A 22216-nucleotide genomic window follows, 5' to 3' on the forward strand; every position below is an offset into this window, starting at 1 on the left:
CAAGACACCTGCCGCCTGATAGGTGAAACGTCGGTGAGGGGTTAGAGGGCCTTGGCCCTGTCGCGCAGCACGTACTTCTGGATCTTGCCGGTGGATGTCTTCGGCAGCAGGGTGAAAATCACCGTGCGCGGGACTTTGAAACCGGCCAGATGCTCGCGGCAGAAACTGATGATGTCGGCCTCGCGAACGTCCTGGTGATCAGCCTTCAAGGTGATGAAGGCGCAGGGCGTTTCGCCCCATTTTTCATCGGGGCGGGCGACCACGGCGGCTTCCATCACCCCCGGATGGCGATAGAGCACGCCTTCGAGTTCGATGGTGGAAATGTTCTCGCCACCGGAAATGATGATGTCTTTGAGGCGGTCTTTGATCTCGACATAACCGTCTGGGTGACACACCGCCAGGTCGCCAGTGTGAAACCAGCCACTCTCGAATGCTTCGGCGGTGGCCGTCGGGTTTTTCAGGTAGCCCTTCATCACGGTGTTGCCGCGCATGAACACTTCACCGATGGTCTGGCCATCGCGCGGGGTCGGTTCCAGCGTCTTCGAATCGCCGACCATCACACCTTCGAGCGTCGGGTAGCGCACGCCTTGACGGGATTTGATCTGCGCCCGTTCTTCCAGCGGCAGTTCGTCCCATTCGGCATGCCAGGCGCAGAGGGTCACCGGACCATAGGTTTCCGTCAGGCCGTAGACGTGGGTGACCTTGATGCCCATTTCCTCCACGGCGCCAATGACTTTGGCCGGCGGGGCAGCACCGGCGACCATGGCGTTGACCGGGTGATCGATGGCCGCCTTCGCGGATTCCGGCATGTTGACCAGCGCGTTGAGCACGATCGGCGCGCCGCACAGGTGCGTGACCTGATGTTCGCGAATCAGCGTGAGGATTTTCTGCGGATCGACCCGGCGCAGGAACACGTGAACGCCGGCAAGCGCGGTGATGGTCCACGGGTAGCACCAGCCGTTGCAATGGAACATCGGCAGGGTCCAGAGGTACACCGGATGGTTGCCCATGGCCCAGGTCATCTGGTTGCCCAAGGCATTCAAATAAGCGCCGCGATGGTGATAGACCACGCCTTTCGGGTTGCCGGTGGTGCCGGAGGTGTAGTTCAGCGAGATGGCTTGCCACTCGTTGGCTGGCCATTGCCAGGCGAACGCCGGGTCGCCTTCGGCCAGCAACGCTTCATAGTCCAGATCGCTGACGGCCTGGCCTTCACCGTATTCCGGGTCGTTGACGTCGATGACCAGAGGCGGGTGATCAAGCATGCCGATAGCGGCGTGAATCACGTTATGGAACTCGCGGTCGGTGATCAGCACCTTGGCCTCGCCATGCTGGAGCATGAACGCAATGGCTTCAGCATCCAGGCGCACGTTGAGCGGGTTGAGCACGGCGCCGATCATCGGCACGCCAAAATGCACTTCCAGCATTTCCGGGATATTGGGCAGCATCACCGCCACGGTGTCGTCTTTGCCGATGCCGCGACCAGCCAGCGCCGAGGCCAGGCGTCGGCAACGGGTGTAGGTCTGCGCCCAGGTACGGCGAATCGAGCCGTGGATGACGGCGGGGTAGTCGGGGTAAACATTGGCCGTGCGCTCAAGGAAGCTGAGCGGAGACAAGGCGATGTGATTGACAGCCGAAGGGACTAGCCCTTGTTCATAGATCGACATGTGCGGTACTCGGTGGCTGATTGTTAGCTCTATCGGTGGCCTTTCAGCGTCGCCGCTGAGGTCACCTTTATATGTCCGGTGTGCTTTATATAACAATCCTCCATCGATATGGAAGTACAACCTATGTCGTATGGTATATATACTATATTTGATTCTTTCTGATCTAAATGACTACCGTTAAATCGCCAAGGCCGGTATATCCTTGGCTTCCCCAACGAAGCGGACCCGTGATGACCCTGACTCCCGTTCGATTGCACAGCTGGTTGCGCCTGCAGCGTGAGGCCGTGCCTCTGGCCGCCCGGGCCGATGCGTTGTGTCGGGCCTTGCAGGATTGCCCCGAGGTGCGTCGCGCGGTTTACCTGAGCTGGCAGCCCCAGGCGCGGATCTACAGCCATGAAGGTGCCGCCCAGCATTTTCCCCCGGGCCAGGGCGACCCTTCGCTGGCCAGCGATCAGTTGCTGTTCGAGCGTTTGCTGGAAGCCGGGCGCCTCGACCTGGCGCAAGTGCGGCAACTGGATTGCTGGTTGGCCGGTCGACTGCGCCGCGCCGCCATCAGCCATGGCCAAGTGTTCGATCTGGCGTTGACGCCTGGGCAGGCCGGGTTGTTGCTGGTGGAAGTCTGCGAAGGCGTCAGTTTCGACTGGCTGGGGTGGGTGCAGGATTTGCTCACGACTTTGCTCAGCAGCGTCAACGGCATGCTGCGTGGCTCGCCACTGTTGGGCCACGATCCGCAACCGAGCCTGTTGCTCGACGCGCAGGGACGGCCGCAGGAATTCAACGCGGCGTTGCTGGCGTTGCTGGCGGAAAAGCCGCTGAGCGACGTATTCGGTTTTCTGCCGGTCAACCATCGGGTGCTGGTGCGCGCGTGCCTGGACCAGCAGCGCGCCATTGAAGGGGTCGAGGCCCAGCTCGAAACGCAGATTCTGATCTGGACATTCATTCCCGATCCCCAGGACAACCGTGTGCTCGCCCGTTGCCGCGACGCCACCGCGCAAGTGCTGGCCGAGCGCGAAGCGGCTCAGGCGCGGCGGTTGTACCGGCTGATCATCGAGAACACCACCGACTTGATTTCCCGGCACACACCGGACGGCTGTTTTCTCGATGCCTCCCCCGCATCATGGACGTTGCTCGGCTACTGGCCGGAAGAACTGCGCGGGCAAATGGCCCAGGGCCTGTTCCATGGCCAGGACCTGGCCAGCCTGGTGCAGCGTGCCCGCGATGCGCTGGAGCAGGACGGTTATCACACCATGACCTATCGCATTCGCCATCGGGACGGCCATTACCTGTGGTTCGAAACCGCCAGTCGGGCGATTCGTGAAACCTATACCGGCACGGTGGTCGAGGTGGTCAGCGTCTCCCGGGACATTACTGCCAGAGTGCAGGCCGAAGAGAACAAGCGGCGCCTGGCCGAAGTCGTCGAGGTCAACACCGATCCGGTGCTGTTCATCGACCCCGAGGGGCAAGTCACATACCTCAACCCGGCGGCACGCCGCATCCTCGGCATAGGCGAGCAACAGCCGATGCCGGTCCTGGCACAACTGTTCGCCAGCGCAGACCTGACGCGTCTGCAACGTGACGGCTGGAGCGGCGCCGAACGCGACGGCGTCTGGAGCACCGATGCGCGCTTGCAACCACCGGGCGGTGGCGCGTCGGTGCCGGTGTCGCTGGTGCTGTTGGCGCATCGTTCGGCCGGTGGCGAGCGCTACTATTCACTGGTGGCGCGGGACATGACCGAACGTGAACTGCGCGAAGTGCAGCAGCGCCGCCATCAGGATGAACTGGCGCACACCGCGCGCCTGGTCACCCTCGGTGAACTGGCCTCGGGCATCGCCCACGAAATCAATCAGCCACTGGCCGCGGTGGTCAATTACGCCAACGCCAGCCAGCGCTATTTGCAGACCGTGGATTCCAACCCCCAGGCGGCTGCCCGGGTTGCGCAAGGGCTGGAACGCATCACCCATCACGCCACGCACGCCTCGGAAGTGATCCGCCGTTTGCGCGCGTTTCTGCGCAAAGGCCAACGCCGCATGCAGGCGCTGAACGTCACCGATGTCGCCCGCGAAGCCGTGCGTTTGTGCGCCTGGGAAGCGAGTAATTGCCAAGTGACAATCGAGGATCGTCTGCCGGATAATCTGCCGCCCGTTTATGCCGATCGAGTGTTGCTGGAACAAGTCCTGCTCAATCTGTTGCGCAATGCCATCGATGCCAACCGCGAACAACATCCCGGCCAGCCCTCGCTGATTGTGATGACCGCCGGGCAGGGCAGTGCCGCCACCGTGGACATCACGGTGCAGGACCAGGGGCCCGGCGTGAGCGAGCCCGAACTGGAGCAGATTTTTACCCCGTTCTATACCAGCAAGGCCGATGGCCTGGGGCTCGGTTTGTCCATGAGCCGCAGCATCATCGAAGGTTTCGGCGGCGAATTGCAGGCCCGCCGCCAACCGGTCGGGCTGCTGATGTGCTGTCGCTTGCCGCTTGCCGGTCCAACAAAACAACAACAGGAATAATGCAATGGCGGGTGTGACGGAGCACGTGGTGTATGTGGTCGATGACGATCAAGGCATGCTCGACTCAACGGTCTGGTTACTGGAGTCAGTCGGCCTCAAGGCGTTGCCGTTTACCAGCGGTGTTGAGTTCCTCAATGCCTGCGATGCCAGCCTGGCGGCCTGTGTGCTGCTGGATGTACGCATGCCCGGCATGGGCGGCTTGAACGTGCAGGAAGAAATGCGATTGCGCGAACTGAACCTGCCAATCATCTTCGTCAGCGGTCACGCCGATGTGCCGATCGTGGTGCGTGCGTTCAAGGCCGGCGCTCACGACTTCATTGAAAAGCCCTACAACGAACAACTGCTGCTGGACAGCGTGCAACAGGCCCTGAGCACTTGCGCGACCCACCGTTCGGGTAATCAAGGGCATGAAGCGTTGCAGGCGCGTTTGCTCACGCTGACCCCACGGGAACGCGACGTCTTGTTGCCGCTGGTGCAGGGTTACACCACCCGTGAAATCGCCGAGCAACTGGGCGTGAGCGCAAAAACCGTCGACCTCTACCGCTCACGCGTGATGAAACGCATGCAAGCCAATACCCTGCCGGACCTGGTCGGCATGGCCATTGCCGCCGGAATGGTTGATCCATTGAAGTTGCGTTGAATCCACGCGTTTTCCGCCGAACGACTATGCTGGGCTAACCGATCCCGTACCGTTGCAGTGATCAGGAGGCCTCCATGGAGCCCACTTCGTTCTCCGAAAAAACGCTGACGCGCACGCTGCTCGATGTCCTTATCCGGGCTGGGCTGATCGCGGTTCTGGTGCTGTTCTGCTTTGAAATCTTCAGCCCGTTCCGTGACCTGATGCTGTGGTCGCTGATCCTGGCGATTACCCTTTACCCGTTGCAGGCTCGGCTGAAAGGGCCCTTGGGGCAGAATGACGGGCGCATTGCGACGCTGATTATCCTGATCGCCATCGTCATCCTGGTGTTACCGATCTACTTTCTGGGCACCTCGATAGCCGACTCGGTCGACCGTGTGATGGAAGTGGTCAAGGGCGGCGACTTTCACCTGCCACCACCCGCCGAATCCATCGCCAGTTGGCCATTGGTGGGGCAGCCGCTGTTTGACTTGTGGCTCGAGGCCTCAACCAATCTTCCCGACCTGACCGCCAAATACCTCCCGCAGATCAAGCACTTCAGCCTGTCCCTGTTGAGCAAATTGGCCGGCGTCGGCATGGGTTTCCTGACCTTCATTTTCGCCTTGATCATCGCCGGTATTTTCATGGCCTATGGCGAGAGCGGCAATCGCAGCGCGGTGCAGATTGCCTCGCGGGTCAGCGACCCGACCAAAGGGCCGAAAATTGCCGCGCTGTGCACCGCAACGATCCGTGCGGTTGCGCTGGGCGTAGTCGGGATCGCGTTCATCCAGATGCTGCTGGTGGGGCTCGGGTTTGTCTTCAAGGGCATTCCCGGCGCCGGTTTGCTGGCCCTTGGGGTGCTGTTGCTCGGCATCATGCAATTGCCGGCGACGCTGATCACGGTTCCGGTGATTGCCTATGTGTTCGCCACCGAAGGCGCCAACACTGTGACGATCGTGTTCGCCATCTTCGTCTTCGTTGCCGGCCTGGTGGACAACGTGCTCAAACCGCTGCTGCTGGGGCGCGGTGTCGATGTGCCGATGCCGGTGGTGCTGATCGGCGCGCTTGGCGGGATGGTCACCAGCGGCATCATCGGGTTGTTCATCGGTCCGGTGGTGCTGGCGGTCGGGTATCAATTATTCTGGCAATGGGTTCGGGATCAGCCTTCGGAGGGAGGAGGGCCGCCACTATGAATGCGCCGGGTGATGAACTGCTCAATTGCGTACTGATCGCCCATGGTGGTCTGGAGCGCTGGAGCAGTTTCAACCAGGTACGCGCCACTATCGTGACCGGGGGCTCGCTCTGGGCCATGAAAGGGCTGACCCAGGACAGCGCGCCACGGCAGATGACCGTCTGGCTGCATGAGCAGCGGGCCTCAGTGACGCCCTTTGGTGGGGCCGACCAATTCACCGCCTACACCCCGGATCGAATCGCCATCGAAAATACCGCCGGCAAGGTGATTGCCGAGCGATCGAAACCCAGAGAATCCTTTCGCGACCATGGGGAAAACAGTCCCTGGGATCCCCTGCACCGAGCGTACTTCAACGGTTACGCACTTTGGTCGTACCTGACCATGCCTTTCCAGTTCACCTGGCCGGGTGTCGTGACCGAGGAAGTCGAGCCCTGGCACGAGGGCTCGGAGCGCTGGCGTCGTTTGCGGGTGACCTTCCCCGAGACAATCGCCACGCACTGCGCGGTGCAGGATTTCTACTTCGGTGCAGACTTTCTGTTACGTCGTCACGACTACAACGTGGATGTCAGCGGTGGCCTGGCTGCCGCGCAATATGTCCATGGCTATGTTGAAACCGACGGCTTGCGCTTGCCCGGCAAGCGGCGCGCCTATCGACGCAAGGCCGACGGCCAGGCGGATGAGCACGCCTTGCTGGTAGCCATTGATCTCAGCGACATCGGCTATTCGTAATGCACTGCGGAGGAATGAATCATGACCCTGCATGCCTGGGAAAAACTCTATCTCGATGACCTGAGTCTGGGTCAGGAGTTTGAAAGCGACCCTGTTCGCGTCCATCAGGAAGCGATGTTGGCGTTTGCTCGCGAATACGACCCGCAACCTTTCCATTTGAGTGCCGAAGAGGCCGAGTTGAGTCTGTTCGGCGGTCTGGCGGCCAGCGGCTGGAACACTGCGGCCCTGACCATGAAGATGCTCGTGGCCAGCGTCCCCCTGGCGGACGGCATCATTGGCCTGGGCATCGAGCTGAGCTGGCCGACACCGACTTATCCGGATGACGTGTTGCGCCTGTTCAGCAAGGTGCAGGCCATCGAACCGTCGGCTTCAAAACCGGATCGGGGCGTGGTGACGCTGTTCATGGAAACGCTGAATCAGAATGACAAGGTGGTGCAACGTGCAACCGGGAAGCTGCTGGTGTTCAGGAAACCCCCAGAGGATTGAAGCGCAAACGGCAGATCCCCCTGCGTCGCCGGTAGTGGCGGGCAATCAGGGGTCGATATCTGACACATCTCGATGATCCCTGGCGCCGACAATCGGGTGAATGGCAGACACCTTTGAAGCGGCGCCGACCTCTATGACAAACACAAAGAAACCTCCTGCGGCAGGTTGGCGGTCAGCTCCATCGTGTGCTGGACAACCTTGACCAACGGGAGAGCGGGACATGCTGCAACCAAGCGAATCCAGCCGGCCATCACCGCCGGTGCTGCGTATTGGTTTCTGGTTGATGGAAGCCTTCGACATGTATGCCCTGGCCAATGCGCTGGAGCCATTGCGCCTGGCCAACCAGCTGGCGGGACATGATGTCTGCCGCTGGCAAATGCTGAGCCTGGACGGGCAGCCACTGAATGCCAGCAACGGCATCGTCACCGCCACTGCGCGACTGGATCAGGCACGAGCATTCGATGTGTTGATCCTTTGTGGCGGCGATAGTCAGCCTCTTCAGACGGAGCATCCGCATCTGCTCGCACAGCTCAACCACTGGGCGAGACAACCGATCAGCCTCGGGGCATTGGGCGAGGCCGGCTGGTTGCTGGCGCAGACGGGGGCCCTGAAGGGTTTCCGTTGCAGCTTGCCGGAGCCTGCGGCTTCACTGCCGTTTGCGGGTTTCAGCCAGTTGACGCCCGTGGTCGCGCCGTTTTGTGTCGATCGCCAGCGTCTGACCTGCGTCGGCCCGCAGGCAGTTCAGGGGCTGATGCATGAGCTGCTCGCCCGGACCCATGGCCGTGGCCTGATCCTGCGGATGGAGAAACATGCGGCACGCCAGGCCCGACCGCTATTGCCCGTGCATGAGGCGCCGGAAAAGCTCCAGGCAACACTGGCATTGATGAACGAGCACTTGAGCCGAACACTGGGCATCGACGAACTGGCCGAGGCGATGGGCATTTCCGTCCGACATCTGGAGCGCTTGTTCAAACGCAGCCTGGGTTGTTCCCCGGCAAGGCATTATCTGGACTTGCGCCTGCAGCAGGCGCGTCAGTTGCTGCGGGGCGGTGAACAGTCGCTGTCGGATGTCGCTGCGGCGTGTGGATTCGTCTCGCTGCAACATTTCTTTCGCTGCTATCGGCAGTACTTCGGTGCGCACCCTCGCGACCATATGGGGACGGGCTTGCTCACGCGGGAATCGATGTTGGCAGTAGCGGCCTCATCGCGAGCAGGCTCGCTCCCACACTGACCGCGTCATTTTCCCCGATGCCTCCGCCAAGCGGCTTTTTTGCGCTTGGCGGGGGCATTTTTGTTTCTGGCACAGGGGTATGGGGAGCGCTTTCGAAAACAGCGGATATGACCAACTACAGGTCGGATTCGCGCAAAAAAGCCCGGTTTGCATCTGTTCGAATGATCTTCAGCGGCCCGCCAGATTGGCGCCATCTGTAGCTCAAACAATGAAAAGGATAAATGACATGCAAATGCCGAAAACCATCCAGATCAAGAACGGCGAAAAAACCAGCCCGACGTTCTCGACTCAGGAATATGCCAACCGCCAGGCCAAATTGCGCGCCTATCTTGCGCAGAACAATATCGACGCCGCCGTCTTCACGTCCTATCACAACATCAACTATTACAGCGATTTCCTGTATTGCTCCTTCGGACGTCCGTACGCGCTGGTTGTGACCCAGGACAGCGCCGTGACCATCAGCGCCAACATCGATGGCGGTCAGCCATGGCGCCGTACTGTCGGCACTGAAAACATCGTCTACACCGACTGGCAGCGCGACAACTACTTCGTCGCCATCCAGCAAGCGTTGCCCAAGGCCGGGCGCATCGGTATCGAGTTCGACCATCTGAATCTGCTCAATCGCGACAAGCTGGCCAGCCGCTATCCGCAGGCTGAACTGGTGGATATCGGCGCACCGTGCATGCGCATGCGCATGATCAAGTCCGCTGAAGAACACGCGATCATTCGTCATGGCGCACGCGTTGCGGACATCGGCGGTGCCGCCATCGTCGAAGCCTTGCGTGATCAGGTGCCGGAGTACGAAGTCGCGCTGCACGCCACCCAGGCCATGGTGCGCGAAATTGCCCGCACCTTCCCGGATGCCGAACTGATGGACACCTGGACCTGGTTCCAGTCCGGCATCAACACCGACGGTGCGCATAACCCGGTGACGTCGCGCAAGGTCAACAAGGGCGACATCCTCAGCCTCAACTGCTTCCCGATGATCGCCGGTTACTACACCGCGCTGGAACGTACGTTGTTCCTGGACCACTGCTCCGACGAGCATCTGCGCTTGTGGGAAGTGAACGTCAAAGTGCACGAGGCCGGTCTGAAACTGATCAAGCCGGGCATGCGCTGCTGCGATATCGCACTGCAATTGAACGAGATCTTCCTGGAACACGATCTGCTGCAATACCGCACGTTCGGCTATGGCCACTCCTTTGGTACGCTCAGCCACTACTACGGCCGCGAAGCCGGGCTGGAACTGCGCGAAGACATCGACACGGTTCTGGAGCCAGGGATGGTCGTGTCCATCGAACCGATGATCATGCTGCCCGAAGGGCTTCCAGGTGCCGGCGGCTATCGTGAGCACGACATCCTGATCGTCAACGAACAGGGCGGTGAAAACATCACCAAGTTCCCGTATGGCCCGGAACACAACATCATCAAGAAGTAAGACTTTGCGCCGCACAGCGAACCTGTGCGGCGTTTTACGTTGATGAGCGGCAAAAATCTTACCGGTGGCTGAGATAAACCGGAAAAAACAACGCATGCGAGCCCGAGAGCGCGCAGCATCTAAAGAGCCTTAACCCTGCCAAGTAAAACAATAGAGGGTTTTGTCATGTCCTACGTCCCGACGCTTCATCCTGATAACTGCACCTCTGACACCGGAGGTGCCCAATGAGCACTCAAAGTGCAAGCCTGACGCCGACCCTGGCGCAAAAACTTGAACAGACCGCCGAGCGCAAGGCGCTGCGGCGTGCAGCCAGTGCCAGCTTCATGGGCAACTTCGTCGAGTGGTTCGACTATGCCGCCTACGGCTACCTGGCAACTGTCATCGCACTGACGTTTTTTCCGCAAACCGACAAGGCTTCCGCGCTGCTGGCAACGTTTGCCGTGTTCGCGCTGTCGTTTATCGTCCGCCCGCTGGGGGGATTGGTCTGGGGCCACTTTGGTGACAAATACGGGCGGCGCAGTGCGTTGTCCTGGTCGATTCTGATCATGTCGGTCTCGACTTTTTGCATCGGTATCCTGCCGACCTACAACCATATCGGCCTGTGGGCACCGGCGTTGTTGTTGCTGATTCGCTTGTTTCAGGGCTTCTCTGCTTCAGGTGAGTACGCCGGGGCATCGGCTTTTCTCGCCGAATACGCGCCCGAGGGCAAACGCGGTTTGTACACCAGCATCGTCCCGGCAAGTACGGCGGCCGGTTTGCTGTTCGGCGCGGTGTTCGTCGCCGGTCTGCATGCGTGGATGAGTGTCGAGGACTTGCACAGCTGGGGCTGGCGTTTACCCTTTTTGCTGGCGGCGCCATTCGGGCTGGTGGGGCGCTATATCCGCATGAGCTTGCAGGACACGCCCAAGTTCCTGGAGATGGAAAAACGCCTTGAGGCGAAGGAATGCGCAACCCACGCTCCGGTTCGCGAACTGCTGACCGTGCACCGGCGCAGCGTGATGATCGGGATCGGCGTGACCTGTCTGAATGCGGTGGCGTTTTACCTGTTGCTCAGCTACATGCCGACTTACCTGTCCACCGAAATGGGCATGAGCGAGAGTGATTCGTTCCTGGCCTCGACGGTGTCGCTGGCGACCTATATCGGGTTGATTTTCCTGATGGGCAAGTTGTCGGACCGGTTCGGGCGCAAGACCATGTTGCTGACGGCTTCGGTCTTGTTCCTGGCGCTGACCTTTCCGCTGTTCGGGATGCTGGAGAACCAGCCGCTGATCGTGATCCTGATGATCCAGATTGCGTTCGGCGCGATCCTGGCGATGAATGACGGCACCTTGCCGTGCTTCCTCGCCGAGATATTCCCCACCCGTGTGCGTTTCAGTGGCTTTGCCTTCAGCTTCAACATCGCCAACGCGGTGTTCGGCGGCACCGCACCGTTTATCGCGACCTGGCTGATTCAACTGACCGGCAACAAAATGGCCCCGGCCTGGTACCTGTTGGCGGCAGCGGCGGTGGCGTTGATTGCGATGCTGGCGAGTCGGGAAACTGCGCATAAGGCGTTGCAGGACTGATAGTCTTTGGGTGTTCTTTAGTAAGTCTTCGCGAGCAAGCCCGCTCCCACATTTGAATACGGTCAATATGTGGGAGCGGGCTTGCTCGCGAAGAGGCCATTCAGGCCGACATCAATGTAAGGCCGCCACCTGCTTGCGCTCACCAATCGGCGACACACCAAAAAACCGGCTATAGCATTTGGAAAAATGCGCAGGCGAAACAAAGCCGCAGGCGAGGGCGATATCACGGACCTGCGATTCACTGCGTAGCAACAATTGCCGCGCCCGCGCCAGGCGCAATTCCAGGTAGTACTGACTCGGCGTGCGTTGCAGGTGCTTGTGAAACAGGCGCTCCAGTTGCCGCACCGACACCTCGTTCAACCGCGCAAGTTCCTCAAGACTCACCGGCTCCTCAAGATTGGCTTCCATGATCGCCACCATCTGGCTGAGCTTGGGTTGCGAGGTGCCGAGCTTCTGCCGCAAGGGCACACGCTGTTGCTCCTGCGCCCCCCGGATCCGGTCACACAAGAGCAGCTCGGCCGTATGGGCGGCGATGTCCCGGCCACCGGGTTCGCGGGCGATCAATTGCAGGGTCATGTCCATCGAGGCCACACCACCGGAGCAGGTGTAGCGATCCCGGTCCAGCTCGAATAGCTGGTTGGAAATGATGATCCCCGGGAAACGCTCCTTCAGTGCTTCGATGTCTTCCCAGTGAATCGTGCAGCGATAGCCCTTGAGCAGATCGGCGCGCGCCAGCAAATGGCTGCCGGTGCAAATCCCGCCCAGTGGCACCTGATCATGCGCCAGCTTGCGCAGCCAGTTGAGCAGGGGCCGGCTGCTGTGATTGGAGACAATCGGGTTTGATCCGACCACGAACAGCATGTCCAGCTTTGGTGCATCGGTGATGCTGTGGTCGGGCAGGATGCGCATGCCGTTGCTGGCCGTGACCGGGTCCAGGCTGGCGGCGATGATCACCGTGCGGAACATCTGTTTGCGCGCGGCCAGGTTGGCCATGCGCAATGTTTCCACGGCAGAGGCGAAGCCGATGGTGGTGAAGTTGGGGATGACCAGGAAACCTACGGTTTTCACCGGTCGTTGTTCATTCGCCGAGCGTCCTGCGGCGGGGTTCGCCACCTGGAGTTTCGCCATTGTTACCGCTCCTCAACTGCATCAGTGACGCGCTCTGCGGCAAGCTGCCGGCAGGGGCAACGTCATCTTGTTTTTGTGATTGTGAACCCTGAAAACAGGTTTGTGGATTTTACACCGAGTGATCTTTCAACAGGCCGTCACGACAGGTGTATGCACGCAAGATGCCATGAGTATGGATCGGTTTGAGAGGAGGCGTTTAAAGCATGGAAGCAAGGCATGAGTGATCTGCAAAAAAAACCGGCCAGCTCCGTGGTGGCGAGCGGCCGGAAAGAGGTGATCAGGAAGGGGGTTAACCTGTAGGAGCCGGCTTGCTGGCGATAGCGTCCTTTCAGGCGATGCATGTATCGACTGATCCACCGCCATCGCCAGCAAGCCGGCTCCTACAGAGAGGGCGGTGGTTTCAGGCGTTTTCGGTTTGAGCCATGTCAACGGCTTGTACGGTTTTCTTCCTGGCGTTGAAGATTGCACCCATGCAGACGATGGACAGTGTCAGTGCCCCCGTGGCGATCACTTCCATGCGGTGTTCCGGCAAGATCAGCATGACCGTCAGGATGCTCAGGATGCAGAAGATCACCAGGTAGCTAAGCCACGGGTAAAACCACATTTTGAAAGCGATCGGCTGCCCCGATGCATTCATCTTTTTGCGAAGCACCAGTTGCGAAACCGCAATGGCCAGGTAGACCAGCAACGCAACGGCCCCGGAGCTGGCCAGCAGGAAGGAAAACACTTCGTTGGGCGCAAAGTAATTCAGTGCGGTGGTCAGGAAACCGACCGCCGTGCTGGCCAGCACCGCAATATAGGGCACCCCTGAAGACGAGGTTTTCTGCAGGACCCGAGGCCCATCCCCGCGTTTGCTCAGGGAGAAGACCATGCGTGACGCCGTATAAATGGCCGAGTTGAGGCAGCTGGCGACAGCAATCAGTACGACGATGTCGACGATCATTTTCGCGTGGGGAATGTTCATCAACTCAAGCGCTCGCTGATAAGAGCCGACCTGCACGAGCATCGGGTCGTTCCAGGGCACGATGGAGATGATGAGGAACACCGAGACGATGTAGAAAATCCCCATTCGCCAGACCACGGAGTTGGTCGCACGGGTGATCTGTTTCGAGGGGTTTTTCGATTCGGCTGCGGCAATGGTGACGATTTCCGTGCCCATGAAGCTGAACACGGTGGTGAGCATTGCACCGATCACGGCGGTCATGCCATTGGGCATGAAGCCACCGAATTCATGGCTCAGTTGAACAACCCCGCTCACCGTCGTATCCGGCAATCCACCCGCCAGGGCAAGGGCGCCCAGCGCGATAAACCCCAACACCGCGATGACTTTGAGCATGGCGAACCAGAATTCGAACTCGCCATACCGGGCGACACTGAACAGGTTGGTCAATGTCAGCAGGCCGGTGACCGCGATCGCGAATTCCCAGGTCTGGATCGAGGGGAACCAGGCATGGAGGATGGCCGCAGCGGCGATGGCCTCAATCGGAATCACCAGTACCCAGAACCACCAATACAGCCAGCCGATGGTGAAGCCGGCGCTGCGTCCCATCGCCCGCTCGGCGTAGGTCGAGAATGAACCGGTATCAGGCGACGCGACGGCCATCTCTCCCAGCATGCGCATCACCAGCACCACCAGGGTGCCGGAAAAAATGTAGGCAAGGATGGCGGCGGGGCCCGCCGACGCGATGGCGTGTCCCGAACCGATGAACAGGCCGGCGCCAATGGCTCCGGCAATGGACAACATGGTGACGTGACGCTGCTTGAGGCCTGGGGCCAAGGTTGAGTTGCTGGACATGAGACTTACCCTTTTTATTCTATTTGGGGAGGGTGAAGCGTTAACCGTGAGTGCGTGTTTCGGCACGTCCATGTGTTTGTTATGTGTCCAGCTCAAAAGCCTCGCGCACTGCGGCACTGATACCGGTGATACACACTTCGAGAATCAGCTCGCCTTTTTCGCGACTGGAGCCTTTAGGCGAAGACAGTGTTCCGCAGGCCGGCGTGCGCTCCGGGATGATGGGGAACACGTCGTAAGGCGGGAATTTCGCGGGAGGGTGGTCGACCGCACGGCTCAGATCGACCTTGTCCGGGTGCAGGGCCAGCATTAGCGACGTTTCGAAAACGCCGCCATGTTCGATATCCCAGCCGAGGAAGCCGTCGGGGTACAGCTTTGCGATGACTGCGGGGTCGTTGACGAAGTCCCAGTAGGACAGCACGACCACCTTGAAGTCCGTGATGCCGCCATAGCGAAGTTCCCGAAGGGCGAGGTCGATGCCCTCGACAATGAACATCGAGTTTTCAAAGTGGCCGTTCATCAACACCAGTTTGCGTGCGCCATGGCGCGCAAGCTCGCGGATGATGTCCTGCACGGTGCTGGTCAGCGTGGCGCCGTCGAGGCTGGTGGTCCCTGGAAAGTGATTGCCGCCGCCGGATTTCTGCTGGGATTTGTAACCATAGGCCAGGGCAGGCAACACCAGGCCGCTGACCTTTTGCGCCACCGCCTTGCAGATCGCGGAAGGCAACAGGACGTCGACCTCCATGCACATGTGATGGCCATGCTGCTCCAGTGCGCCCACTGGCAGGAAGACGGGGCAGCCGGTAGCGACCTTCTCTGCGTACTCCGGCCAGGTGAGTTCTCCAATTACGACGCTGTTGTTCATCTGCACACCCTTGGAAAGTAATTGACCGCTTGCTGGTTTGAAGCCGGTGACTGGAGGCGTTTGCCCACGGTTTGACTAACCCTTTGGAGGGCTGGAACCGAAAGGCGTCCATAGGGCAATTCGATCAGATGAGGAGGGGGGCTACTTGTCTAAATCCGACCCGTAAATGACAAAACACCCTCTGAAATGGCGTTTCTGACTGGCGAATCAGGTAAGTGAGTGCCGCTTTTGGGTAAGCAGGGCAATAAGTCGGATCTGACAAAGTCCAGGTCGGGCGCGCACAAAAACCGGTGATGGCTAACTGCTGCAATGCAACCAGCCAGCGAATGATGCGTGTGGTTGGCAGCGAAAGCCGGCAGGAGACAAGGGCACTTTCCATCACCCAGGCGAGACAATAATGAAAAAATCCATCGACCTTTCACGCCGTACATTCCTCAAGACCACCAGCATCCTGGCAGGCACCGCAGCGCTGTCCGGACTGCTGCCCTTGAGAAGCTTTGCCGCTGCGGAAAAAGAACTGGTCATCCTCGCATGGGCCGGACACGCCGAGCCGGACATCGTCGCTGATTTCGAGCGTCAGTACGGGGTCAAGGTCCGGGCCAAGTACTACACCGGCGGGGACAACATGCTGGGGCTGATCTCGCAATCTCCGCCCGGCACCTTCGACCTGATCCTGTCCGACGCCGAATATGTCCAGCAACTCAATGCCGCCGAATACATCGAGCAACTCGACCCTGCGGATTACCCCTTCGATGACTTCTATCCGGAATTCCAGCATTTCCCCGGTCACTGGCAAGGGGACAAGCTCTACTCGGTGCTGATCCGCTTCGGCTTCCTCGGCATCGCCTACAACACCCAACTCGTTCCCGAAGCCAAGGTGAACAGCTATGACGTGTTCTGGGACGAGAGCCTCAAGGGCAAGGTCGGTCACTTTGACTGGCACCTGCCGAACCTTGGGCAGATCAGTTTGATGAACGGCAATGCGCGCCCCTACGACATCGATGCTGTGCACTGGCAATCGGTCCAGCAGAAGCTGATGAGCCTGCGCCCGCAGATCGGCGGCTTCTTCGATTACGGCGGAACCTTTTCTTCGCTGAAGAACGGCCAGGTCCATGCCATGTGCGGCATCGGCGACTGGATCACCGGTGTCTTGCAACGCGCCGGCGCCCCAGTGAAAACCGTGCTGCCGAAGGAGGGCGGGTTGCAGTGGACGGAGTCTTACTGCATCGCCAGGAAAGCACACAGCCCGGAACTGGCGAAGAAGTTCATCCAATACATCACCTCGCCGCAAGGCCAGGTCAAGTCGGCGAAGATGGCCGCGTATCCGGCGCTCATCCCGAGCAAGAAGGGTTGGGAACTGCTGAACCGGACCGATCCCGCCGAAGCGAAGCGCCAGGGCATGGTGCTCGGTCAGCGCAACGTCATGGATGACATCCGCGATGGTCGCATCAAGTACCGCGAACTCCCTGTCCGGCAGAGCCTGGATGAGTGGAACGACTTCTGGTCGCAATACAAAGGTGCCTGACGAGACGCGCGGAGAGGGTCGCTATGATTTCTGACAAATTGAATACTTCGCCGTCGGTGCTCGCTGAAAACGCCAGGGCCGGAGCGCAGCGCGGCATCAGGAGGAGAGGGCGCCTGCCCTGGTTCGGCCTCTGTTTCTCGATGCCGATCCTGATCTGGCAATTGGTTTTTTTCGTATTGCCGCTGGCGTTTCTGGTGGCCATCAGTTTTTGGCTGGTACGCAACTTCCGGATGGTGCCGACGTTCGAGTGGCAAAACTGGAGCTACATGCTCAGCCGCGGCTTTTTCTGGGATGCCTACGTCCATACCCTCGCAATGGCGGCTGGCGCCACGGTACTGGTCAGTCTGGTGGCCTTTCCCTGTGCTTACACCATCGCCTTCAAGTTCCGCGAGTCGGCCAAGCAGTTGTTGGTGTTGTTGCTGGTGACGCCGTTTTTCACCAGCTACCTGGTGCGCACCTATTCCTGGCAAGTGTTCCTCAGCGATAACGGCATCTTCAATGCCGCGCTGGGCCTGGTCGGGATGGAACCGTTTGCGATGCTGAACACGACGTTCGGCACCTACGTCGGCTACTTCACGTTGTGCCTGCCATTGGTGGTGTTGCTGCAACTGTTCAGCCTGATGTACATCGATCGCTCGTTGATCGAGGCCGCACACAACCTTGGCTGTGGACGATGGCGCACGATGCTTCTGGTGGTGGTGCCGTCGGCGCGGATCGGCATCATCGTCGCCGCGCTGTTCTGCTTCATCCTGACGTTCGGCGACTTTGTCAGCCCGCTGTATCTGGGCGGTGGCCAGCCGCCAACCTTGAGCACGCTCATCACTGACACCACCAAGTCCGGCCAGCAATGGCCACGCGCTGCGGTGATTGCAACGATGATGATTGTCACGTTGCTGATCACGGCGTTTGGCGCGGTTCGCTTTGCTTACCGGAGACGCCCATGAACGAGCATCGGCTGATCAATTTCCTGCTGCGCAGCTTTGTCGTGTTGGTGTTCCTCTTCATCTTCATGCCCATTGCCGGCAGCTTTGTGTTCTCGTTCAACATCGACCGCTTTCCTTCCTTGCCACTGGGCGGCTTCAGCCTGCACTGGTACGAGACGATTGCGGCCGACCCGGCGGTTTGGCAGGCCTTCCGCAACAGCCTCACGGTAGGCGTGGTCGTGTCGCTGGTCTCAACCCTGCTCGGGTTTACCGCGGCTTACACCGACTTTCGCTACCAGTTTTTCGGCAAGTCGATCTACATGGCGCTCGCGCTGTTGCCGCCGACCATCCCGGTGGTGATCCTCGGGCTGGCGATGTTGGCTTTTCTGTCGCGGGTCGGGCTCTCCGGCGAGATTTACGCGGTGATGATCAGCCATATCGTGATGTGCGCACCGTTTGCCATGGCGGTCATTCGGATGCGCCTGGCGCAGATGGACCCCAACATCGAGGCTGCGGCCTGGAACCTGGGCGCCCATCAGTGGAAAGCCATGCGTTACGTGATCCTGCCCTTCACGGCGCCGAGCATTGTCGCCGCGCTGTTCGTGACCATGGCCGTTTCCTTCGATGAGTTTGCGGTCGCCTGGTTCGTCTCGGGGCTCAACGAGACCGTCCCTGTGCGCATCCTCAACACCTTGCAAGGCCAGGTGAGCCCGACCATCAACGCAATCGGCACGATCGTCTTTATCACGACCATGACCCTGGTAATCCTCGCGCAACTGCTGCTGATGCGGCGGCGTAAACCCGCGAATGCCTGATACCACCCCTGACAATCATCCGGACACGAAGGATTCAGCCATGACTCAACCGCTGGTGGTATTCGACAACGTGGTCAAGCATTTCGGCAGCTACCAGGCTGTCGAGCGTATGAACCTCGAAATCTACAAAGGCGAGTTTGTCGCGATCATGGGGTCGAGCGGCTGCGGCAAGACCACCACGCTGCGCATGCTCGCGGGACTGGATAAACCCAGTGAAGGTGAAATCCGTCTTAACGGTGAGCGCATCAATGATCTCTACTCCTGGGAGCGGGAAACGCCGCTGGTCTGGCAAAACCTCGCTCTGTTCCCGTTTCTCAACGTGCTTGAGAACGTCGAGTTCGGCCTGCGCATGAAAGGGATGGCCAAGGCCGAACGACGCAAAAAGGCGTTGGTGTGGCTTGAGCGGCTTGGTTTGGAGGAGTTCGCCACCCGCGATATCAGCCTGCTTTCCGGCGGCCAGCGGCAACGGGTGGCGCTGGCGCGTTCGTTGGTCACCGAACCGCCGATCCTGCTGCTCGACGAGCCACTGAGCGCGCTCGATGCTCATCTGAGCGTGCGTATGCAAGGCGTGCTGACCGGGCTGCAAAAAGACCTGGGGATCACCTTTGTCTACGTCACCCACAGTCAATCCGAAGCCTTTGCCATGGCCGACCGCGTGGTGATCATGAGTCGGGGCCGGGTCGAACAGATCGGCTCGCCACAAGAGGTTTTCCTTGAGCCTCACAACCGTTTTGTCGCCGAGTTCGTGGGCGGCAAGAACATCCTGTGCGGCACGGTCGTCGGTGTCGAAAACGGCGGACTGGTTCGCCTCGATTCGGAGCACGGCGGATTCCTGGCGCGGCTGCCGGAGGGCAAAACGGTTGCGCCTGCCGAACGGGTGACGTTCTGCATAAGCGCCGAGCATATCGACCTGACCGAGCAACCTGTGCGACGCAACCGGTTGAACTGCACCGTCGTCGGTGAAGAGTTCATCGGTTCGATGGTCAACATTTACCTCGAAGCCAGCGGCGGGCTTGAGTTGCAGGTGCAGAAGCTGCATGCCGAGTACAAGCGGCTTGGGGGGCACTGCGGGCAAAAAATCTTCGCCGAGTGGGACGGTGCGCATGCGCTGATTCTGCGCGGGGACTGACATTGCCAACCGGGGCCGCGGTCCGGCAAACAAACCGCGGCGGCCGATCAATCAGGCGGCAGGCAGCAGGCCTTTCTGTTTGGCGACATGAGTCGCCATTGCGTCCATCAAATCCGGTGACAGGCAGTCATAGGGCTCCAGGCCGATAGAGCGCAGGCGCTCACGGATGGCTTTCATTTGCGCTGGCGGTGTGCCGGTTTCGATGATGGAGGACACGAACGCCGCGAAGCCTGGTGCAGCCCAGCCTCGTTGGGGAGAGAGCTCGGTGTGGACGAAGTCCAGGCCATAAAACGGATGGTCCTTGTTCTCGATGCGCCCAAAGAGATGGGCGTGGCACTGCTTGCAGGCATGGCGCTGGATGGTGGCTTTTTCGTCGACAATGGCCAGTTTTTCGCCGTGGGCAGTGACGCTGACCTTGTCCCGAGGGACCACGGCAATGACGGCGAATATCGCGTTTTGCGGTTTCCAGCATTTGCTGCAGCCGCACGCGTGGTTATGCAGGGTTTGCGCGTCGATCCGGACCTCGACTTTGTCGGTCGCACACAGGCATTGCAGGGTGCCACCGGTGAAATTCGCGTCGGCGGGTTGGATACCATTGTCCAGGGCAGGATGAAGTTTCAAGGTACTCACGTTGGCGTCTCCCTTTGAGTGGGCCAGACAAACAGCGGCAGGGTGTGAGTGACGAAAGCTCGCCATTTAAATCCTAGACTATCTTCGGTAACCGGGTGCGCCCCCGTCTGCCGTTGGCTGGTGTGACGGGGGCCAGGCCTTTAGAAGCTGAACCGCTGCAGCATGACGCCCAGTCCGTCGGACATTGCCTTGAGTTCCTGGGTCGTGCGCACGATCCCGCTTTGGGCGGTGGCGTTCTCTTCCACACTTTGCGCTACTTTCTCGACGTTGCAGGCGACCTGTTCACTGGCGGCGCGTTGTTCCTGGAGCGACACCGAAATGAAACTGACGGCCGCAAGGGATTCGTCCAGTACACCCTTGATCCTGCCCATGGAAAGGCCCGCGCTTTCGACCAGTTTCTGACCATGAGTCACGCGCTCACAGCCGGCGGCCATGCTGTCTTTTGCTTTGACCATTCCGCTTTGTATGGCATTGACCAAGGCAACGATTTCCGTGGTGGATTGGGCCGTGCGGGCGGCAAGGCTGCGCACTTCATCGGCGACCACGGCGAAGCCGCGACCTTGTTCGCCCGCGCGTGCCGCTTCAATGGCGGCATTGAGGGCCAGGAGATTGGTCTGTTCGGCGATGCCGCGAATCACGCCGACAATCAGGCTGATGTCGTTGGACTGAATCGCCAGTTGATCGATATCCGATGAGCTTTGTGTCACCAGATCGGCAATCTGGCCCATTTCCTGGATGGAGGCCTGCATGACCTCCATGCCTTCGCTGGTGATTTCGCCTGCTTTCTGTGCGGTGCTCTGAGCCTGTCGAGCATTGTCGGCGATGTGAGTGATGCTGACGGAAAGCTCTTCTACCGTGGCCGCCATGGAGGAGGCTGTTTCGCTTTGCAGTGCGGCGCTGCTCAATCCTTGTTCGGAGGACGCAGACAATTGCAGTGTGGCACCTTCGATCTGCCCGGAGGCCTGGCTGATCTTGCCGATCATCTCGCTCAGGCTGTGGCGCATCGCCTGGACGGAGTGCAGCACCCCCGTCGACTGTTGCTGATCAAACTGTGTAGCGGCGAGTTTCCCCTGGGCGATGTTCGAACTGATGGCCGCCAGTTCTGCCGGTTCGGCACCGAGCTGGCGGCTCAACAGGCGGGAGAACAAGACCGTGTAGGCCACGCCCGCGATCAGGGCCAATGCCAGAATCAACAGGCTGAGCTGAAGACTGGAGGTATAGGCGCTCTGGTTTTGCTCGAACTGGTTCTTGGCCTCCACCAGTTGAACTTCGATCAACTCGGAAAACTTGGCTGACAAGGGATCGATCAGTGGATACAGCTGATCTGTCGCGAAACGCGCGAGACCGGCGGCGTCGTTCTGGCGCAGCAGGCCCTGCAAGTTTTGCAATGGACCGTGGGTCGCTTCCATCAGCGGGTCGATTTGCGCGATCAAACGGGTTTCTGCAGGGATCAGTTCTGTTGATTTGTACGCGCGCCACGTCTGATCGATTTCCCTCTGCGCTTGCTCTATCCGGGTCAACGATTCAGCGTTGGTGAAGTTGCCATTGCGTGCCTTGTGGGTGGCATCGACGATGTCCACGGCGTACAGGTCGGCGATTTTTTTCAAGTCCCGCAGCGGCACGACCCGATCGAGGTACACGGTCTCCAGACTGCGTACCGCAGATTGCATTCCCAAGAGTCCAAGCCCGCCGACACACAACAAACCCAGGAGCAAAGTGCTGGTAAGCACAAGCAGGTGAGTCCTGATTTTCCAGCTTCCCATAGTCCGTAATTCCTGAGTCAGCTAATAGATGGCGATCAAGAGGTCAGCGTAAGGTGCAATAAAGGCACATTGGCATCATTGGCTGAGACCCAGGAGAAAAAACATCGTGTGATCGGCGAGAATTTATGAATTTGCGACACTGGGAGACACGCTATTGGCGTCGGTGCGGTCGACGATGAGTGTGCAGGTTGCCTGGTCCATCGTTGAATTTTTCACTC

At 59.7% G+C, this 22216-nt stretch carries 18 protein-coding genes; 12 read left to right on the forward strand and 6 right to left on the reverse strand.

Going from position 1 to position 22216, the window contains the following annotated elements:
- Positions 1-41: 41 nt before the first annotated feature.
- Positions 42-1664 (reverse strand): acyl-CoA synthetase, encoded by a 1623-nt coding sequence (locus PMI32_RS22295; RefSeq protein ID WP_008026352.1) that lies wholly within the window; start codon positions 1662-1664, stop codon positions 42-44.
- Between the two features lie 230 nt (positions 1665-1894).
- Here PMI32_RS22295 and PMI32_RS22290 point away from each other — a divergent pair, with 230 nt between their 5' ends.
- The 8 genes from PMI32_RS22290 to PMI32_RS22255 all read left to right on the forward strand — a co-directional run bounded on the left by PMI32_RS22290 (position 1895) and on the right by PMI32_RS22255 (position 11428).
- On the forward strand, positions 1895-4171 hold the full coding sequence (locus PMI32_RS22290; RefSeq protein WP_008026354.1) for a PAS domain-containing sensor histidine kinase: 2277 nt from the start codon (positions 1895-1897) through the stop codon (positions 4169-4171).
- A 4-nt stretch (positions 4172-4175) separates the two neighbouring features.
- On the forward strand, positions 4176-4811 hold the full coding sequence (locus tag PMI32_RS22285; RefSeq protein ID WP_008026356.1) for a response regulator transcription factor: 636 nt from the start codon (positions 4176-4178) through the stop codon (positions 4809-4811).
- 74 nt (positions 4812-4885) lie between these two features.
- A complete protein-coding gene (locus tag PMI32_RS22280; protein ID WP_008026358.1) occupies positions 4886-5980 on the forward strand; it encodes an AI-2E family transporter in 1095 nt (364 codons plus the stop codon).
- Positions 5977-6708: a hypothetical protein gene (locus PMI32_RS22275; RefSeq protein WP_008026360.1), complete on the forward strand. Its 732-nt coding sequence runs from the start codon at positions 5977-5979 to the stop codon at positions 6706-6708. Before PMI32_RS22280 ends, PMI32_RS22275 begins: the two co-directional genes overlap by 4 nt.
- Positions 6709-6729: 21 nt before the next feature.
- The gene (locus PMI32_RS22270; RefSeq protein WP_008026361.1) at positions 6730-7194 is read left to right on the forward strand and encodes a MaoC family dehydratase; all 465 of its coding nucleotides are present in this window, start codon (positions 6730-6732) and stop codon (positions 7192-7194) included.
- A gap of 220 nt (positions 7195-7414) precedes the next feature.
- A complete protein-coding gene (locus PMI32_RS22265) occupies positions 7415-8425 on the forward strand; it encodes a GlxA family transcriptional regulator (protein ID WP_008026363.1) in 1011 nt (336 codons plus the stop codon).
- 226 nt (positions 8426-8651) lie between these two features.
- Entirely contained in the window at positions 8652-9863 is a 1212-nt protein-coding gene (creA, locus tag PMI32_RS22260; protein ID WP_008026365.1) for a creatinase, read from the forward strand.
- A gap of 224 nt (positions 9864-10087) precedes the next feature.
- On the forward strand, positions 10088-11428 hold the full coding sequence (locus PMI32_RS22255; RefSeq protein WP_008026368.1) for an MFS transporter: 1341 nt from the start codon (positions 10088-10090) through the stop codon (positions 11426-11428).
- Between the two features lie 111 nt (positions 11429-11539).
- Here PMI32_RS22255 and cahR read toward each other — a convergent pair whose 3' ends face one another.
- From cahR to PMI32_RS22240, 3 genes are all read right to left on the reverse strand, one after another.
- The gene (gene cahR, locus PMI32_RS22250) at positions 11540-12556 is read right to left on the reverse strand and encodes a transcriptional regulator CahA (protein WP_008026370.1); all 1017 of its coding nucleotides are present in this window, start codon (positions 12554-12556) and stop codon (positions 11540-11542) included.
- A gap of 400 nt (positions 12557-12956) precedes the next feature.
- A complete protein-coding gene (gene gabP / locus PMI32_RS22245) occupies positions 12957-14351 on the reverse strand; it encodes a GABA permease (RefSeq protein ID WP_008026371.1) in 1395 nt (464 codons plus the stop codon).
- A gap of 79 nt (positions 14352-14430) precedes the next feature.
- Positions 14431-15213, reverse strand: a complete 783-nt coding sequence (locus PMI32_RS22240; protein ID WP_008026372.1) for a creatininase — start codon at positions 15211-15213, stop codon at positions 14431-14433.
- A 397-nt stretch (positions 15214-15610) separates the two neighbouring features.
- Between PMI32_RS22240 and PMI32_RS22235 the strand changes: the two genes are divergently transcribed.
- From PMI32_RS22235 to PMI32_RS22220, 4 genes are read left to right on the forward strand one after another with little or no spacing between them, the layout of a single operon-like run.
- Positions 15611-16738, forward strand: coding sequence for an extracellular solute-binding protein (locus PMI32_RS22235; protein ID WP_008026374.1), 1128 nt, complete (start codon positions 15611-15613; stop codon positions 16736-16738).
- Between the two features lie 23 nt (positions 16739-16761).
- Positions 16762-17682: an ABC transporter permease gene (locus PMI32_RS22230; protein ID WP_008026376.1), complete on the forward strand. Its 921-nt coding sequence runs from the start codon at positions 16762-16764 to the stop codon at positions 17680-17682.
- Positions 17679-18476: an ABC transporter permease gene (locus PMI32_RS22225; protein ID WP_008026377.1), complete on the forward strand. Its 798-nt coding sequence runs from the start codon at positions 17679-17681 to the stop codon at positions 18474-18476. The genes PMI32_RS22230 and PMI32_RS22225 overlap by 4 nt, the downstream gene beginning before the upstream one ends.
- A 40-nt stretch (positions 18477-18516) precedes the next feature.
- The gene (locus tag PMI32_RS22220; RefSeq protein WP_008026379.1) at positions 18517-19605 is read left to right on the forward strand and encodes an ABC transporter ATP-binding protein; all 1089 of its coding nucleotides are present in this window, start codon (positions 18517-18519) and stop codon (positions 19603-19605) included.
- Positions 19606-19656: 51 nt separating this feature from the next.
- On the opposite strand, the gene gfa is transcribed toward PMI32_RS22220, so the two are convergent.
- Together gfa and PMI32_RS22210 are read right to left on the reverse strand one after the other, a co-directional pair.
- Positions 19657-20235 (reverse strand): S-(hydroxymethyl)glutathione synthase, encoded by a 579-nt coding sequence (gene gfa / locus PMI32_RS22215; protein WP_008026381.1) that lies wholly within the window; start codon positions 20233-20235, stop codon positions 19657-19659.
- 140 nt (positions 20236-20375) lie between these two features.
- Entirely contained in the window at positions 20376-21998 is a 1623-nt protein-coding gene (locus PMI32_RS22210) for a methyl-accepting chemotaxis protein (RefSeq protein WP_008026383.1), read from the reverse strand.
- Positions 21999-22216 lie beyond the last annotated feature (218 nt).

It is taken from the genome of Pseudomonas sp. GM60, assembly GCF_000282415.1.
In the GTDB taxonomy this organism is placed as follows: domain Bacteria; phylum Pseudomonadota; class Gammaproteobacteria; order Pseudomonadales; family Pseudomonadaceae; genus Aquipseudomonas; species Aquipseudomonas migulae.